The sequence below is a fragment of the Sphingomonas sp. NFX23 genome (assembly GCF_049887795.1).
In the GTDB taxonomy this organism is placed as follows: Bacteria; Pseudomonadota; Alphaproteobacteria; order Sphingomonadales; family Sphingomonadaceae; genus Sphingomonas.
Genome location: NZ_JAGEKH010000003.1, coordinates 619,179 through 634,757 on the forward strand (window position 1 = coordinate 619,179; position 15,579 = coordinate 634,757).

At 66.2% G+C, this 15,579-nt stretch carries 16 protein-coding genes; 10 read left to right on the forward strand and 6 right to left on the reverse strand.

From position 1 onward, the window contains the following. Positions 1 to 14 precede the first annotated feature (14 nt). The 7 genes from J4O76_RS10455 (at position 15) to J4O76_RS10485 (ending at position 6,692) form a co-directional block, all read left to right on the forward strand. Positions 15 to 1,136, forward strand: coding sequence for an 8-amino-7-oxononanoate synthase (locus J4O76_RS10455; protein ID WP_426281717.1), 1,122 nt, complete (start codon positions 15 to 17; stop codon positions 1,134 to 1,136). Beyond that, positions 1,133 to 1,750 (forward strand): dethiobiotin synthase, encoded by a 618-nt coding sequence (gene bioD / locus J4O76_RS10460; RefSeq protein ID WP_426281719.1) that lies wholly within the window; start codon positions 1,133 to 1,135, stop codon positions 1,748 to 1,750. The genes J4O76_RS10455 and bioD overlap by 4 nt, the downstream gene beginning before the upstream one ends. Next, positions 1,747 to 3,000 carry an adenosylmethionine--8-amino-7-oxononanoate transaminase gene (locus tag J4O76_RS10465; RefSeq protein WP_426281722.1) on the forward strand — a complete coding sequence of 418 codons (1,254 nt, stop codon included), beginning with the start codon at positions 1,747 to 1,749 and terminating at the stop codon, positions 2,998 to 3,000. Before bioD ends, J4O76_RS10465 begins: the two co-directional genes overlap by 4 nt. Positions 3,001 to 3,098: 98 nt before the next feature. Beyond that, the gene (locus tag J4O76_RS10470; RefSeq protein WP_426281724.1) at positions 3,099 to 4,217 is read left to right on the forward strand and encodes an extracellular catalytic domain type 1 short-chain-length polyhydroxyalkanoate depolymerase; all 1,119 of its coding nucleotides are present in this window, start codon (positions 3,099 to 3,101) and stop codon (positions 4,215 to 4,217) included. Positions 4,218 to 4,575: 358 nt separating this feature from the next. Further along, entirely contained in the window at positions 4,576 to 5,949 is a 1,374-nt protein-coding gene (locus tag J4O76_RS10475; RefSeq protein ID WP_426281726.1) for an MATE family efflux transporter, read from the forward strand. A gap of 85 nt (positions 5,950 to 6,034) precedes the next feature. Next, positions 6,035 to 6,256 (forward strand): hypothetical protein, encoded by a 222-nt coding sequence (locus J4O76_RS10480; protein WP_136191053.1) that lies wholly within the window; start codon positions 6,035 to 6,037, stop codon positions 6,254 to 6,256. A gap of 37 nt (positions 6,257 to 6,293) precedes the next feature. Next, positions 6,294 to 6,692 (forward strand): MAPEG family protein, encoded by a 399-nt coding sequence (locus J4O76_RS10485; RefSeq protein ID WP_426281729.1) that lies wholly within the window; start codon positions 6,294 to 6,296, stop codon positions 6,690 to 6,692. Positions 6,693 to 6,695: 3 nt separating this feature from the next. Here J4O76_RS10485 and mmsB read toward each other — a convergent pair whose 3' ends face one another. From mmsB to J4O76_RS10505, 4 genes are all read right to left on the reverse strand, one after another. After that, the gene (mmsB, locus tag J4O76_RS10490) at positions 6,696 to 7,571 is read right to left on the reverse strand and encodes a 3-hydroxyisobutyrate dehydrogenase (RefSeq protein ID WP_426281731.1); all 876 of its coding nucleotides are present in this window, start codon (positions 7,569 to 7,571) and stop codon (positions 6,696 to 6,698) included. A 133-nt stretch (positions 7,572 to 7,704) separates the two neighbouring features. After that, positions 7,705 to 8,478 carry an enoyl-CoA hydratase gene (locus J4O76_RS10495; protein ID WP_426281733.1) on the reverse strand — a complete coding sequence of 258 codons (774 nt, stop codon included), beginning with the start codon at positions 8,476 to 8,478 and terminating at the stop codon, positions 7,705 to 7,707. A 114-nt stretch (positions 8,479 to 8,592) separates the two neighbouring features. Continuing rightward, complete coding sequence (locus tag J4O76_RS10500; protein ID WP_426281735.1) at positions 8,593 to 9,636, reverse strand: enoyl-CoA hydratase/isomerase family protein; 1,044 nt, start codon at positions 9,634 to 9,636, stop codon at positions 8,593 to 8,595. Positions 9,637 to 9,704: 68 nt separating this feature from the next. Then, complete coding sequence (locus J4O76_RS10505) at positions 9,705 to 10,850, reverse strand: acyl-CoA dehydrogenase family protein (RefSeq protein WP_426281737.1); 1,146 nt, start codon at positions 10,848 to 10,850, stop codon at positions 9,705 to 9,707. 110 nt (positions 10,851 to 10,960) lie between these two features. On the opposite strand from J4O76_RS10505, the gene J4O76_RS10510 reads away from it, so the two are divergent. Next, positions 10,961 to 11,272 (forward strand): GIY-YIG nuclease family protein, encoded by a 312-nt coding sequence (locus J4O76_RS10510; RefSeq protein WP_426281861.1) that lies wholly within the window; start codon positions 10,961 to 10,963, stop codon positions 11,270 to 11,272. 94 nt (positions 11,273 to 11,366) lie between these two features. Here the strand turns inward: J4O76_RS10510 and J4O76_RS10515 are convergent, their stop codons facing one another. Beyond that, a complete protein-coding gene (locus tag J4O76_RS10515) occupies positions 11,367 to 12,893 on the reverse strand; it encodes a CoA-acylating methylmalonate-semialdehyde dehydrogenase (protein ID WP_060527230.1) in 1,527 nt (508 codons plus the stop codon). Positions 12,894 to 12,999: 106 nt separating this feature from the next. Here J4O76_RS10515 and J4O76_RS10520 point away from each other — a divergent pair, with 106 nt between their 5' ends. Together J4O76_RS10520 and J4O76_RS10525 are read left to right on the forward strand one after the other, a co-directional pair. Next, positions 13,000 to 13,917, forward strand: coding sequence for a LysR family transcriptional regulator (locus J4O76_RS10520; RefSeq protein WP_426281739.1), 918 nt, complete (start codon positions 13,000 to 13,002; stop codon positions 13,915 to 13,917). Positions 13,918 to 13,994: 77 nt separating this feature from the next. After that, complete coding sequence (locus J4O76_RS10525; RefSeq protein ID WP_426281742.1) at positions 13,995 to 14,363, forward strand: hypothetical protein; 369 nt, start codon at positions 13,995 to 13,997, stop codon at positions 14,361 to 14,363. A gap of 133 nt (positions 14,364 to 14,496) precedes the next feature. Here the strand turns inward: J4O76_RS10525 and J4O76_RS10530 are convergent, their stop codons facing one another. Further along, complete coding sequence (locus tag J4O76_RS10530) at positions 14,497 to 15,579, reverse strand: acyl-CoA dehydrogenase family protein (protein ID WP_426281743.1); 1,083 nt, start codon at positions 15,577 to 15,579, stop codon at positions 14,497 to 14,499.

The following is a 15,579-nucleotide window of genomic DNA, read 5'->3' on the forward strand; positions in this document are numbered from 1 at the left end:
TTTAGGGCGGCGCGATGATGTTCGCCGAACAGGAACGAGACCTCGCCAGACTGACGGCTGCCGACCGGTACCGATCGCTCCGGCCGCGTACGGGCGTCGACTTCGCTTCGAACGACTATCTCGGACTCGCCGGATCGGACCGGCTCCGCGCGGCGATGACCGATGCGTTGCAGCGCGGCGTCCCGGTCGGTTCGGGCGGGTCGCGGCTATTGCGCGGCAATGCGCCCGAGCATGAAGCACTGGAGGCGGATGCCGCGCGGTTCTTCGGGAGCGAGGCCGCGCTGTTCTTCGCGAGCGGGTATGTCGCCAACACGATCCTGTTCGCGACGCTGCCACAACGCGGCGACCTGATCGTCCACGACGCGCTGATCCACGCCAGCGCGCACGAGGGCATGCGTCTCGCTCGAGCAACCTTCGTCGCCGCCGCGCATAACGATGCCGATGCGTTCGAGGGCGCGATCGCCGCATGGCGCGCGTCGGGCGGCACTGGCCGCGTGTGGATCGCGGTCGAGAGCCTCTACAGCATGGACGGCGACCAGGCTCCGCTCGCGGCTTTATCCGAAATCGCGGACCGCCACGACGCCGTCCTGCTGATCGACGAGGCACATGCGACGGGTGTGTTCGGCACCGATGGTCGCGGGCTAGCCGAAGCGCTCGACGGGTGCGAAAACGTCATTACCTTGCGGACCTGCGGCAAGGCGCTGGGGTGCGAGGGCGCTCTTTTGTGTGGCCCCGCGGTCATGCGCGAATTTATCGTCAACCGCGGAAGCGGGTTCATTTTCTCGACCGCACCGTCGCCACTAATGGCACTGGCGGTTGGCGAGGCACTGCGGATCGTCGCGGACGAACCGGCGCGCCGGGAGAGGCTCTGGACGTTGATCGCCAAGGCAGAGCGCGCGCTCGCACCCTACGGTGTCGCGGCGACGGGGTCGCAGATCCTGCCGCTGGTGCTGGGGGACGCCGCGCGGACGATGCATGTGGCGGGCGCGATCCAGGCGGCTGGGTTCGACGTGCGCGGGATACGTCCGCCGACCGTGCCCGAGGGCGGATCACGGTTGCGGATTTCGTTGACGCTCAACGCGAAGGTCGCGGATATCGAGGCTCTGGCTGACGTCATGGGAGAGGCATTGCAATGACGATCGTCGTTACCGGAACAGACACCGATATCGGCAAGACCGTGTTCGCCGCCGCGCTCACCGCCGCACTCGGCGCGCGGTATTGGAAGCCGGTGCAGGCCGGACTTGCAGATGGCAGCGACGCAGCCTCGGTCGTGACGCTCGGCGTGCCCGCGGACCACGTGCTACCCGAAGCATACCGGCTGACGACACCGTGCTCGCCGCATCTCGCCGCCGAGATCGACGGTGTCAGCATCGATGCGGACCGGCTTGCGCTACCCGAAATCGATGGTCCGCTGGTGGTCGAGGGCGCGGGCGGCGTGATGGTCCCCGTGACACGCGACCTGATCTTCGCCGACCTGTTCGCGCGGTGGAACACGCCGATCGTACTCGTCGCGCGCACTGGGCTCGGCACGATCAACCACAGCCTGCTCTCGATCGAGGCACTGCGCAGCCGCGCTGTCCCCATCCTGGGCATCGCCTTCGTCGGCGACCCGGTCGAGGATAGCGAGGCGACGATCGCCACGCTCAGCAAGGTCCGTCGGCTCGGCCGCCTGCCCCGCCTCGATCCACTCAACGCTGCGACGCTGGCGCAGGCGTTCGCCGCGAACTTCGACCTGGAGGCGTTCCGGTGACCGACTCTCCCGTCTGGCACCCCTTCACGCAGCACGGCCTGTGCGAGCCGATCCCGCTCGTCACGCATGCCGAGGGCGCCGCGCTTTACACCGCCGACGGCCGCCGGATCGTCGATGCGATCTCGTCCTGGTGGGTTACGACACATGGCCACGCCAACCCGAAGATCATGGCGGCGATCGCCGAGCAGGCGGGGAAGCTCGACCAGATCATCTTCGCCGGCTGGACGCACCAGCCGGCTGAAGACCTCGCGCGCGGCCTGACCGCGATTATGCCGCCCGAGCTTACGCGAGTTTTTTTCTCCGACTCAGGCTCGACCAGCGTCGAGTGCGCGCTGAAGATGGCACTCGGCTACTGGCTCGACCGCGGCGAGGATCGCCACCGCATCCTGGTGCTCGAACACGGCTATCACGGCGACACGATCGGCGCGATGTCGGTCGGCGCGCGCGGCGTCTACAACCGCGCCTACGCGCCGTTGCTGTTCGACGTCGGCACGATCCCCTTCCCCGCCGCCGGGTGCGAGCAAGCAACGCTCGACGCGCTGGAGAAAGCCTGCGCCGCACACCCCGCCGCGTTCATCGTCGAGCCGCTGCTGCTCGGCGCGGGTGGGATGCACATTTATCCCGCGCATATCCTCGCCGAGATGCGGCGGATCTGTTCCGCGCACGACGTCCTGTTCATCGCCGACGAGGTGATGACCGGCTGGGGCCGCACCGGCACTTTGCTCGCCTGCGAACAGGCGGGCGTGGTGCCCGATATCCTCTGCTTGTCGAAGGGCCTGACCGGCGGCGCGATCCCGCTCGCGGTGACGATGGCGACCGAGGCGATCTACCAGGCGCATTACGGCACCGACCGGGCGCGGATGTTCTTCCACTCCTCAAGCTACACCGCCAACCCGATCGCCTGCGCCGCCGCCAATGCGAACCTCGCGATCTGGCGCGACGAGCCGGTGCGCGAACGGATCGCCGACCTCGCCGCCCGCCAGGCCTCGCGGCTGGAAGCTCTCGCCCGCCACCCCCGCATCGCCAACGCGCGCCAGATCGGCACTATCACCGCGGTCGAACTCCGCGGCGAGGACGGCTATCTGTCGCAGATCGGCCCGCGCCTGCTTGCGTTCTTCGGCGAGCGCGACCTGCTGCTCCGCCCGCTCGGCAACACCGTCTACGTCATGCCGCCCTATTGCATCGACGATCCCGATCTCGACCGGATCTACGCGGCGATCACCGAAGCGTGCGATACGATCAGGCATTGATCCTGACGTTCTTGCTGCACTGCAGCAACAAATGATGTACTTGCGACGTTGAGATAAGATCGCGGCCGAGTACGCTGGCGACGAAAGGCTCGTTTACCGTGAGAAACATCGCCGATACCCTCGCCCGCATGGCGCGCGCCGGAGCCCCGACGCCGCGCGACACCGCGCCCAGCCGCCTGACGCCACTGGCCGAGTTCGGGACCAACCCGGGGGCCCTGCTGGGCTTCAGCTACGTTCCCGCCGATCTGCCAGTGAACGCGCCACTGGTCGTCGTGCTCCACGGCTGCACGCAGACCGCGGCCGGGTATGACCACGGGTCAGGCTGGTCGAAGCTCGCCGATCGCGCGGGTTTCGCGCTGGTCTTCCCCGAGCAGACGCGCGCGAACAATCCCAATCGCTGCTTCAACTGGTTCGCGTCGGAGGACACCGCGCAGGCGGGCGGCGAGGCCGAATCGATCGCGCAGATGACCGAGACGATGATCGCGCGCCACGGCCTCGATCGCAGCCGCGTGTACGTCACCGGGCTGTCGGCGGGCGGCGCGATGACGATGGCGATGCTCGTCACGCGCCCGGACCTGTTTGCGGGTGGCGCGGTGATCGGCGGGCTCGCCTACGGTACCGCGACCGGCGTGTCGCAGGCGCTCGATCGGATGCGCGGGCATGGCGACACCAGCGATGCCGCGCTGGTCGACATGGTCCGCAGCGGCGCTCGTGGCCACGACGGACGCTGGCCGACGCTCGCGATCTGGCACGGCGGCGCGGACGCGACGGTGAGCGTGGCGAACGCGGACACGATCGCGCGGCAATGGCGCGGCGTCCACGGCGTCGACGCCAAAGCGATGCGCACGGAGCGGGTAGGCACCGCCGTCCACCGGATCTGGTCGGACGCGGAAGGGCGCGATGTCGTCGAGGACTGGACCGTCCCGGGCATGGGCCACGGCACGCCGATCGATCCATTGCGTGGTGAGCGCTTGGGGGTTGCGGGACCGTTCATGCTCGATGTCGGACTTTCGAGCACGGCGGTGATCGCGAAGTCCTGGGGCCTGCTAGCGGCGGCGAGGGTGGAAACTGCGGCCAAGCCGGCCTCGGTCGAACGCGTCGCCAAGATCGCCATTCCCGTCTCGCCGAAACCTGCGGCAAAGCCCCGCACCGAAGCCCCCGCCGGTATCCAGGCGACGATCGAGAACGCCCTCCGCGCTGCCGGGTTGATGCAGTAGAATAGAGGCCAGCGTGGGGTCGGACGTCAGCGTGCGCCAAACTCCACCCGTCATCCTGACGAAAGTCAGGACCCAGAGCCAAACCGGACGACGTTCGTTACCCTGGATCCTGACTTTCGTCAGGATGACGGAGTGGTTGGGAAGCGTTGGGCAATTCGACTCGTGCCGTTCGCACCGAATTTGTGCCTATCGATCCTCTTCCGCCAGGGGGAGGTGGCAGGCACTCGCCTGACGGAGGGGGCGGCATGGATGACATCCGTTGCGTTTCCTCCCCCTCCGTCGTCTCGAACGCCCCCGCTCCCGGGGGAGGATCGACGGGAGCAATCGACAAGCCGCCCAACCCGGCTAAAGCCAGCGCATGACGTCCACCCCGCCCCGCCCCTGGCGCACCGAGTTCGCCGCCACACTGAAACTCGCCTGGCCGCTGGTCGCGACCAACCTCGCCCAGGCGCTAGTCGGCGCGACCGACGTCGCGATGCTCGGGCGACTGGGGTCGGACACGCTCGCGGCGGCGACGCTCGGGCTGAACCTCTACCTCGTCTTCCTGATCTTCGGCATGGGCCTCACCACCGCCGCCGTCCCGATGATCGCGCGCGAGCGCGGTGCGCGGCCGCATGCGGTACGCGACATCCGGCGAACCGTGCGCCAGACGATATGGGTCGCCGCCACGCTCTGCATCCCCTCGTGGATCGTGTTGTGGAATGCAGAGCCGATCCTAGTCCACCTGCTCGACCAGGATCCACTGCTTGCGCACGAAGCGGCGCGGTTCGTCCGCGCAGTGATGTGGGGGATGCTGCCCAGCCTATGCTTCCTCGTGCTCCGCGCATTCGTCGCTGCGCTGGAAAAACCGGCATGGTCGCTGGTGGTGATGGTCGGGTTGCTGGTCGTCAACGCCGGGCTCAACTGGCTGCTGATCTTCGGTCATGCCGGTCTCCCCGCGCTCGGCCTGCTCGGCTCGGGGATGGCGAGCAGCATCGCGAACGGCCTCAGCTTCATCGCGATGGCAGCGGTCATCGTCTACGCCAGGCCGTTCCGCCGTTATCGCCTGCTCGGCCGGTTCTGGCGCGCCGACTGGCCCCGATACCGCGCGGTCTGGAAGCTCGGCCTGCCGATCGCGATCACGCTCGGGTTCGAATCCACCGTGTTCATCGCGGCGGTGTTCCTGATGGGGCTGCTCGGCACCGTGCCGCTGGCGGCGCATGCGATCGCGATCCAGATCGCCAGCGTCACCTTCATGGTCCCGCTTGGCATCGCGCAGGCGGCGACGATCCGCGTCGGCCTGGCGTCTGGGCGTGGCGACCGCGCCGGCATAGGGCGCGCAGGTTGGGCGGCGTTCGCGATCGGCGAGAGCTTCATGGTGCTGACCGCCGCATTGCTGATCCTCGCCCCACAACTGCTGATCGGGATCATCCTCGACGTCGATGCGCCTGCGAACGCGCCGGTCGTCGCGCTCGCGATCTCGCTGCTCGCGGTGGCTGCGATATTTCAGGTGGTGGACGGCGCGCAGGTGATCGGCGCAGGCATGTTGCGCGGATTGGGGGATACCACGGTGCCGATGATCTTCGCCGCGATCGGTTATTGGGGGATCGGCATCGGGGTCGGCGCGTGGCTCGCCTTTGCCCGCGGCTGGGGCGGCGTCGGTATCTGGACCGGGCTGGCGACCGGATTGGCGGTGGTGTCGGTGCTGATGATGGCCCGGTGGCAGGCGCGCGAGCGGCTCGGCCTTGGTTGACGCTCCGCTGGGCGTGTTTTCGCGATAGGCCGGTACCGTTAACGCGTAGAGCGCGTTAACTTATATTGCATCACGGGCGCCTAACATGTCCGACCCAGACCGTATCGTCGCGATCGGACTTCTCACGCAACGCGACGTGTTTGCGCTGGGGCACGATCTTTCGCGCGTCTATCCGATCGACGATGCCCCCTGCTTCGGCGCATTGCTTGGCGCGATCGACGACGCCGACCGCGCATTTCATCGCGAGCACGATGCCCGCCAATCGCTTGCCGATCAGCAGATCAAGGTTGCAACACAAGCACGCTAGCAGCGTTCGAGACCCGCTGCTCTAGCGGAGATCGATCATGACGCATTTACCGACGGAATTGCTGCTGCTCGGCTGGTCGACGGTCCTGCTGTTTGCGTACGTCATGATCCAGGGGCAGACGGCTACGCGCGATCGCGGGCTCGACTGGAACGCGGGCCCGCGCGACGGCGAACAGAAGCCGCTCGGCGAGATGGCCGGCCGCGCCGAACGTGCGCTCAAGAATTTTCAGGAAACCTACCCGGTCTTCATCGCGCTAGCGCTGGGCTTGGCCGTGACCGATCGCACCGGCGGACTCGGTGCGATCGGCGCATGGCTCTGGTTCGGTGCGCGGATCGCCTACATCCCGCTCTACCTGTTCGGCATCAAATATGTCCGCAGCCTGTGCTGGACGGTGTCGATCCTCGGCCTGCTGCTGATGCTGATCCGCTTCCTCTAAGACCTAACCGCGCAGCGTGCGGATGATCGCCGAGAAGTCGAGGCTACCCTGCCCGGCCTCGGCAAACGCCTCGTAACGCTCGGCTGCTTTCGCGCCCATCGGCGTATCCGCGCCGGTGTCCTTTGCCGCCGCCATCGCAAGCCGCAGGTCCTTAAGCATCAGCGCCGCCGCGAACCCACCCTGATAGTCATGATCGGCGGGCGTATCGGGACCGATGCCGGGCAGCGGCGCGTACGTGGTCATCGACCAGCTCTGCCCGGACGAGACGCTGGCGATATCGTAGAACGCCTGCGCATCGAGGCCCAACTTCTCCGCCAGCACGAACGCCTCGCAGGTCGCGATCATCGTCGCGCCGAGGATCATGTTGTTGCAGATCTTCGCCGCCTGCCCCGCGCCGTTCGCACCAGCGTGAATCACCGCCTTGCCCATGTCGGCAAGGATCGCCTGCGCCCGGTCGAACGCCTCCGCCGACCCACCGACCATGAAGGTGAGCGTCCCTGCGTTCGCCGCGCCGATCCCGCCAGAGACGGGCGCGTCGACCGCAACGAGGCCCTTGGCCTGCGCCGCGGCGGCGACCTGCTTGGCGGTGGCGACGTCGATCGTCGAACAGTCGATCAGGATCGCGGACGGCGACGCGACGCCGAACAGCGCGTCATAGACCTCCGCGACATGCTTGCCGGCAGGGAGCATCGTCACGATCGCCTCGGCACCGTCCGCGGCTTCGGCAGCGGACGCGACCGGCAGGCATCCGGCGGCCTTCGCCTTGTCCAGCGCGTCGGCGCTCAGGTCGAACGCGCGGACGTCGTGGCCTTTCTTGGCGAGGTTCGCCGCCATCCCGCCGCCCATGTTGCCGAGCCCGATGAAACCGATCCGTGCCATGTTCTCTCTCCTAAATTCTACTCCCCTCCCGTTCACGGGAGGGGTTGGGGGAGGGCAGTGCCGCAAACACGTCTCGCGTGGTCGCGGCACGCCCCTCCCCTGACCCCTCCCGCAAGCGGGAGGGGAATTACGATCATTTCCCCGTCCAGGTCCCGGCGCGCTTCTCGACGAATGCGGCCATGCCTTCGCCCTGGTCTTCAGTCCCAAACAGCCCGTGGAACAACCGCCGCTCGAACTGGACGCCCATCGCAAGCCCCGTCTCGAACGCCGCGTTGACCATTTCCTTGTTCGCCAGCACCGCCAGCGGCGCCATCGCGGCGATCGTGGTCGCCGTCTTCACCGCCTCCTCGACCAACTCGTCCGCCGGCACGATCCGCGAGACGAGCCCAGCGCGCTCGGCTTCTGCCGCATCCATCATCCGCCCGGTCAGGCACATCTCCATCGCCTTGGCCTTGCCGACCGCGCGCGTGAGCCGCTGCGATCCGCCCATCCCTGGCGACACCGCCAGCTTTATCTCAGGCTGGCCGAACTTGGCGGTATCCGCGGCGAGGATGAAGTCGCACATCATCGCCAGCTCGCACCCGCCGCCGAGCGCATAGCCCGCGACCGCCGCGATCATCGGTTTCCGCGTCCGCGCGAAATGCTCCCAGCCCGCGAAGAAGTTGCTCGCGTACATCTCCGCGAAGCCCTGTGACTGCATCTCCTTGATGTCCGCCCCCGCCGCGAACGCCTTGGCCGAGCCGGTCAGCACCGCGCAGCCTTGCGACGTATCCGCATCGAACGCGGCAAACGCGGCGATCAGGTCGGCGAGCACCTGCGAATTGAGCGCGTTCAGCGCCTGCGGACGGTTCAGCGTGACGAGCGTAACGCCACCGCGCTGCTCGACCAGGATCGTTTCGTAGGTCATTCACTTACTCCTTGTATCCCCGCGAAGGCGGGGACCCAGTTTGGGCTCCCGCCTTCAGGGCCCCTTCAAAGTTATACTTTGAAGGGAAACCCTTCGCGGGAGAACATCGTTCGATCAGCCCGGGGTCCAAGCCTCATGTTCCGGCAAAGGCGCGAAGATCTGGTCGATCACGTGATCGGTGACATCCTCGGGCGTCGCGGGGTCCCAGCGCGGCGCATTGTCCTTGTCGACGATCACCGCCCGCACGCCTTCGATAAAGTCATGCAGCTGCACGACATGCGCGCCGACCGCATATTCCTGCCGCATCTCGTCGGCGAAACTCGCCATCGCCGCGCCCTCGTGGAGCAATCGAAGAGAGACCTTCATCGTCTGCGGCGACTTGGTCTTCAGCGTCGTGAGCGTCTGAGTCGCCCACTCCCCACCATCGGCGTCGAGCGCGTCATAGATTTCTTCCAGCACGTCCGACGCAAACAGCCGGTCAATATCGTCTTTGCACGCGAGGATCTTCGCGTCGGGTGCCGACGTCGCCAATGCGTCCAGCACGCCCACAATATCCTGCGGCGTCTCCGCAATCCGCGCCTTGGCCGTATCAAGCGTATCGCTCGCGAGAAAATGCGTCGCCAACCCAAGCGCGAGACACTCCGCGCCATCGAACCGGTGCCCGGTCAGCGCGAGATACTGCCCGATCCGCCCCGGCAACCGCGACAGATACCAGCCGCCACCAACGTCCGGGAACAACCCGATCCCCGTCTCGGGCATCGCGAACTTGGTGTTCTCCGTCGCCACCCGGAATCGGCACGGCAGCGCGAGACCGACGCCGCCGCCCATCGTGATCCCATCCATGAACGCAACGATCGGCTTGGCATACGTGAACAGCCGATGGTTCATGCGGTACTCAGCATGAAAGAACGCCCGCGCCTCAACGCCATCGGTCGCGCCCGAGGCTGCAAGCATGCGGATATCCCCGCCAGCGCAGAACCCACGCCCTTCCGCATGATCGATCACGATCGCCTCGACCGCCGCGTCATCGCGCCACGCCTCCAGCGCCTCAATCACGCCTTCGCACATCGCCAAGTTCAGCGCATGCAAGGCCTTAGGCCGATTGAGACGAATACGGCCGATCGGGCCCTCAACAGTGGTGATCAGGTCTTCGGTCATTCGCTCTTCCTTGTTCTCCCGCGAAGGCGGGAGCCCAGACTGGACTCCCGCCTTCGCGGGAGAACATGCTATTGCCGCGTCAGTTCGCGACCGACGATCATCCGCATGACCTGGTTCGTCCCCTCAAGGATCGAATGCACGCGCAGGTCGCGCCAGAAGCGTTCGATGGGGTAGTCTTGCAGATACCCATACCCGCCATGCAACTGCAACGCGCGGTCGACCACCGACGAGCCGGTATCGGTCGCGAGCCGCTTCGCCATCGCCGCGAACTTGGTCTTGTCGGGCGCGTTCGCCGTCACCTTCGCCGCTGCCATGTAAAGCAGCGCCCGCGCCGCCTCCAATTCGGTCGCCATGTCCGCCAGCATGAACTGCGTGTTCTGGAAGTCCGCGATCGCCTTCCCGAACTGTTTCCGATCCTTGGTATACGCGATCGCCTCGTCGAGACACCGCTGCGCGCCCCCCAGCGAGCACGCACCGATGTTCAGCCGCCCGCCATCGAGCCCCATCATCGCGATCCGAAAGCCCTCGCCCTCGCCGCCGACCATGTTCGCCGCCGGCACGCGGACGCCATCGAAGATTACCTGCCGCGTCGGTTGCGAATGCCACCCGAGCTTCTTCTCGTTCGCGCCGAACGACACGCCCGGCATGTCCTTCTCGATCACGAGGCAGGAAATGCCCTTCGGTCCGTCCTCACCGGTACGGACCATCGTCACGTACACCTCGTTCTCGCCCGCACCCGAGATGAACTGCTTCGAGCCCGTCACGATCCAGTCGTCGCCGTCGCGAACCGCGCGCGTCTTCAGCGCAGCCGCGTCGGAGCCGGAGCCCGGCTCTGTCAGACAGTAGCTGCCTAGCCGGTCCATCGTCACCATGCTGGGGAGATACTTGTCCTTCACGCCCTGTGATCCGAACCGATCGATCATCCACGCAGCCATGTTGTGGATACTGATGAACGCCGACGTCGAAGGACATCCGTACGACATTGCCTCCATGATCAGCGCCGCTTCGAGCCGCCCAAGCGCGATCCCTCCGCTCTCCTCGCTGACGTAGATCGCCGCGAAGCCGAGTTCGGCCGCCGCCTTGATCGTCTCGCGCGGGAAGATGTGTTTCTCGTCCCACTCGGCCGCGTGCGGGGTGATCCGGTCGGCAGTAAAGCGGCGCGCCAGCTCTTGGATTTCGCGCTGGTCGTCGGTGAGGTCGAACTGGTTGGTCATAGGTCTCTCTTCCGTCATGCTGGGCTCGACCCAGCATCCAGAGCCAGGAACGCCGAAACTGGTGGCTCGGAATCCTGACTTTCGTCAGGATGGCGACTTGGGGGAATGGTATGGCTAGGCAACCGGCGGTCTATATCATGGCGAGCTGGCGCAACGGAACGCTGTACGTCGGCGTGACGTCCAACCTGATGGCACGGATCGTTCAGCACCGCGAGGGGACATTCGATGGTTTCTCAAAACGATACGGCGTGAACCAACTGGTGTGGTTCGCGATGGCCGACACGATGGAAGCCGCCATTACCCGCGAGAAGCAGCTCAAGGTCTGGAAGCGCTCCTGGAAGATCGAATTGATTGAAACCCACAATCCCACCTGGCGCGATCTGGCCGAAGACTGGGGTTTCGATCCCCTCCCGTCATCCTGACGAAAGTCAGGATCCAGAGCCACGGGCGTAGCGCCTCGTAACTCTGGATCCTGGATCAAGTCCAGGATGACGGGATGGGAGGGCACCACCCTACTCACCCCATCGTCGGGATAACGAACGCGTCGTTATTCCGCGCCGGACCGCCATCCTCGGCCATCGCCGGCAGCGCAGACCCATCCGGCCAGCGCTGCGTGATCGTCTTGACCTTGGTCCAGAACTTCACGCCTTCCATCCCGTGCTGGTTGGTGTCGCCGAACGCCGAGCGCTTCCACCCGCCGAACGTGTGATACGCCACCGGCACCGGGATCGGCACGTTGATGCCGACCATCCCGACGTTCACCCGCGCCGCGAACTCGCGCGCCGCGTGCCCGTTGCGGGTGAAGATCGCGACGCCGTTGCCGTATTGATGCTCGCTCGGCAGGCGCACGGCCTCCTCGAAATCGGCGGCGCGGACGATCTGGAGCACCGGCCCGAAGATCTCCTCCTTGTACGCCGACATCTCCGTCGTCACATGGTCGAACAGCGACGGCCCGATGAAGAAGCCCTTCTCATGCCCCTGCAACGCGAACCCGCGCCCGTCGACGACCAGTTCCGCGCCCTCGTCGACTCCGGTCTGGATCCAGTTCTCGATGCGGGTGCGATGTGCCGCGTTCACCACCGGCCCGTAATGCGCGTCGTTGTCCGTCGACACACCAACCCGCAAAGCAGCGATCGCCGGGATCAGCTTCTCGCGGAGGGCAATCGCGGTCTTCTCGCCCACCGGCACCACCACCGGCAGCGCCATGCAACGCTCGCCGGCCGAGCCAAACGCCGCGCCCGACAGGTCCGCGACGACCTGGTCGAGGTCAGCGTCGGGCATGACGATGCCGTGGTTCTTCGCGCCGCCCATGGCCTGGACGCGCTTGCCCGCCTCGACGCCGCGGCGGTACACGTAATGCGCGATGTCGGACGATCCGACGAAGCTGACCGCCGAGATCGCCGGATGATCGAGGATCGCGTCGACCATTTCCTTGTCGCCGTGGACGACCTGAAAGATGCCCTCGGGCAGCCCCGCCTCGACGAACAATTCGCCCAACCGCACCGGCACCGATGGATCACGCTCGGACGGCTTGAGGATGAAAGCGTTGCCGGTGGCGATCGCGACGCCCGACATCCACAGCGGGATCATTGCCGGGAAGTTGAACGGCGTAATGCCCGCACCGATGCCAAGCGGCTGGCGCATCGAATAGACGTCGATCCCCGGCCCGGCGCCCTGCGTATATTCGCCCTTCAGGATGTGCGGGATGCCGCAGCAGAACTCGATCACCTCGAGCCCGCGCTGGATGTCGCCCTTCGAGTCCGCGATCACCTTGCCGTGCTCGGACGAGAGCAGCCGCGCGAGTTCGTCCATGTTCGCCTCGACGAGCCGCTTGAACTCGAACATCACGCGAGCACGACGCTGCGGGTTGGTCGCCGCCCAGCCCGGCTGCGCCTTCTGCGCCGCAGCGACCGCACGGTCCAGATCGGTCGCGCCGGACAGCCGCACGCGCGCCTGCACCTCGCCCGAATTCGGGTCGAATACATCACCGAAGCGCTCGGCCGTGCTGGCCGCACCGCTAACGAAATTCTCGATAGTCCGCATGGCATCCTCTTCTTGTTGCACGCACCGTCGGGCATAAGCGTTTCGCAGCCAAGCGGGGTTGTTTGCAGAATCGCTCTGCGAATATGCAGCATAGGGTGAGGCGTTCATGGATTGGGACGACGTCCGGTATTTCCTCGCTCTGGCGCGCACGCACCGGCTTGGGCCAGCGGCAAAACTGCTGGGACAGGACGCGACGACGGTGTCGCGGCGGCTGCAACGGCTGGAGCGACGACTCCAGACGACGTTGTTCGAACAGACGGTCGCCGGATACGCGCTGACCGAACGCGGTGCGGCGTTGCTCGACCATGCGGAGACGATGGAAGCGTCCGCGCTCGGTATCCAGGAGGTCGTCGGCAACGATGCAGGCGTGCTCGCCGGCCCGATCCGGCTGAGCGTGTCCGAAGGGTTCGGCAGCCGCATCCTTGCGCCGCGGCTTGCGTCGTTCACCAACCAGCATCCTCGGATCGCGATCGATCTGATCGCGTCGACCGGTTTCCTCAATCCCTCACGGCGAGAGGCGGATATCGCGGTAATGCTCGCGCGGCCGAAGAGTGGCCCGTTGGTGGCGCGGAAGCTGACGGACTATCACCTCGGGCTCTACGCGCATCCCGATCACCTCGCACGGTCGGGACCGATCGCGACCACTGCAGACCTGATGCGGCACCGCCTGATCGGCTACGTACCGGACATGATCTACGCGCCCGAACTCCGCTATCTCGCGGAGATCGACGGGCGCCTGGATGCGTCGATCCGCAGTTCGAGCATCGTCGCGCAGGCCGAGCTTATCGCCGCGGGCGCGGGATGCGGGATACTTCCGTGCTTCATCGGTGACCAAATGCCGGGACTGGTGCGCGTGCTGCCCGAAGCGGTCGACATCCAGCGCTCGTTCTGGCTCGTCGTCCACCGCGACGTCCGCCGGATCGCGCGGATCGACCGGTTCATCGCCTGGCTGGACGTCACAATCGGCGACCTGAAGCCGCTGATGCTGGGCGCGTCCTCCCCGCCGATTGCCGCCCCCGAGTGACGCCCGTATAGATCGATGTTGCATGGCAGCATCGCCGGGCCTGGAGCAGCGCGTTGATCCCCAAACTCTATCACCAGATGATCGACGCGATCGGCGACGGCACCGGCCTTCCCGATATCATCCTCCATATTCATGCGGGCATGGCGCTGCTGATGATTGCCCGGCTGATCACGCGGCGGTCATTCGGGACGTTCATTCCATGGTGGGTGGTCGTCGCGGGCGAGGCGTTCAACGAGATCATGGACCGATTAAATTTCGGCTCTTGGCGTTGGGAGGATACCTCGCTGGACATCATCAACACGTTGCTGTGGCCGACGGTGATCTGCCTTGGGGTGCGGTTGCGGCCGATGATCGCGCAGCGGGTTACGATCAAGACGGGTGAGGTGGAGACCGGGCCGGATGCTGTTGTCCCGGTAGAAGGCGCTCTCGTCGAGACCAACCACTAACCCCAACCCCTCCCTGGAAGGGAGGGGTTGGGGTGGGTCGGCCGATTGGCCGGCGCTGTGGATCCCAAGCAGCCTACCCACCCCTAGCCCCTCCCTTTCCAGGGAGGGGAACGCGTCGTGGTCGTGATTGAGTTCAGCCCAGCGCGATGTAACGCTGCAGATGATAATCCTCATCACCCAACTGGTGGTCGATCATCACCAGCCGCTTGGCGTAGTGCGACACCGCATATTCCCACGTCATGCCGATCCCACCGTGAAGCTGGATCGTCTCCTCCGCGACCAATGCCCCAGTCCGCCCGATCGTATATTTCGCCGCCGCCAGCGCCCGCTCGCGCGCCTTCGCATCATCGCCATCGAACGCCGACGCCGCGTTGATGACCGCCGAATGCGCTTGCTCGATTTCCAGCAACACCGTCGCCATCCGATGCTGGAGCGCCTGGAACTTGCCGATCGGCACGCCGAACTGTTTTCGGTCGCGGAGGTAACCGAGCGTCGCCTCCTTGACGAACTCCATCGCGCCGACAGCTTCGGCCGAAAGCGCGAGCAACCCCGCGCCGACCGCCGCATCGACGATCGCCTGCCCCTGCCCTTCGCCACCAACGCGCGCATCCGCGCCGACAATAACGTTCTCGAACGTTACATCACCAGCCGCGCCGCCTTCGACAACGTTGAAGCTGCGCACCGATATCCCGGCCGTATCCGCCGGTACGAGCAATACGAGCGGATCGCCATCCTGCTCGACCGTCACGACGAACACCGATGCCGCACCCGCCTGCGACACGACTGCTTTCGTCCCGCTCAGCATCCAGCCATCGCCACTCTCCGTCGCAGTCACCGGCGTCGCGCCGTCGTCGTACGCGAACGCGGCGATCGTCTCGCCGGACACGATTCCAGCGAGCGTCTCGTCATGCCCGCCGGCCTTCGCCAGCGCACGCCCCGCCATCAGCGCGCCCAGGAACGGCTCGACCACCAGCGCGCGGCCGAGTGCCTCGAACACCACCATGATGTCGAACCCGCTGCCGCCGAAGCCGCCCGCCGCCTCGTCGAACAGCGCGGAGACGATACCAAGTTCGCTCAACTGCTGCCAGACCGCCGGGTCATACCCCGTGTCGCCATACGCGCCCGCGTTGCGCGTCTCGATCGGATAGCCGTCGCGCAACGCCCGCACGAGCGTGTCGGCGAGCATGCGGCGGTCGTCGGTGTGTTCGAAGTTCAT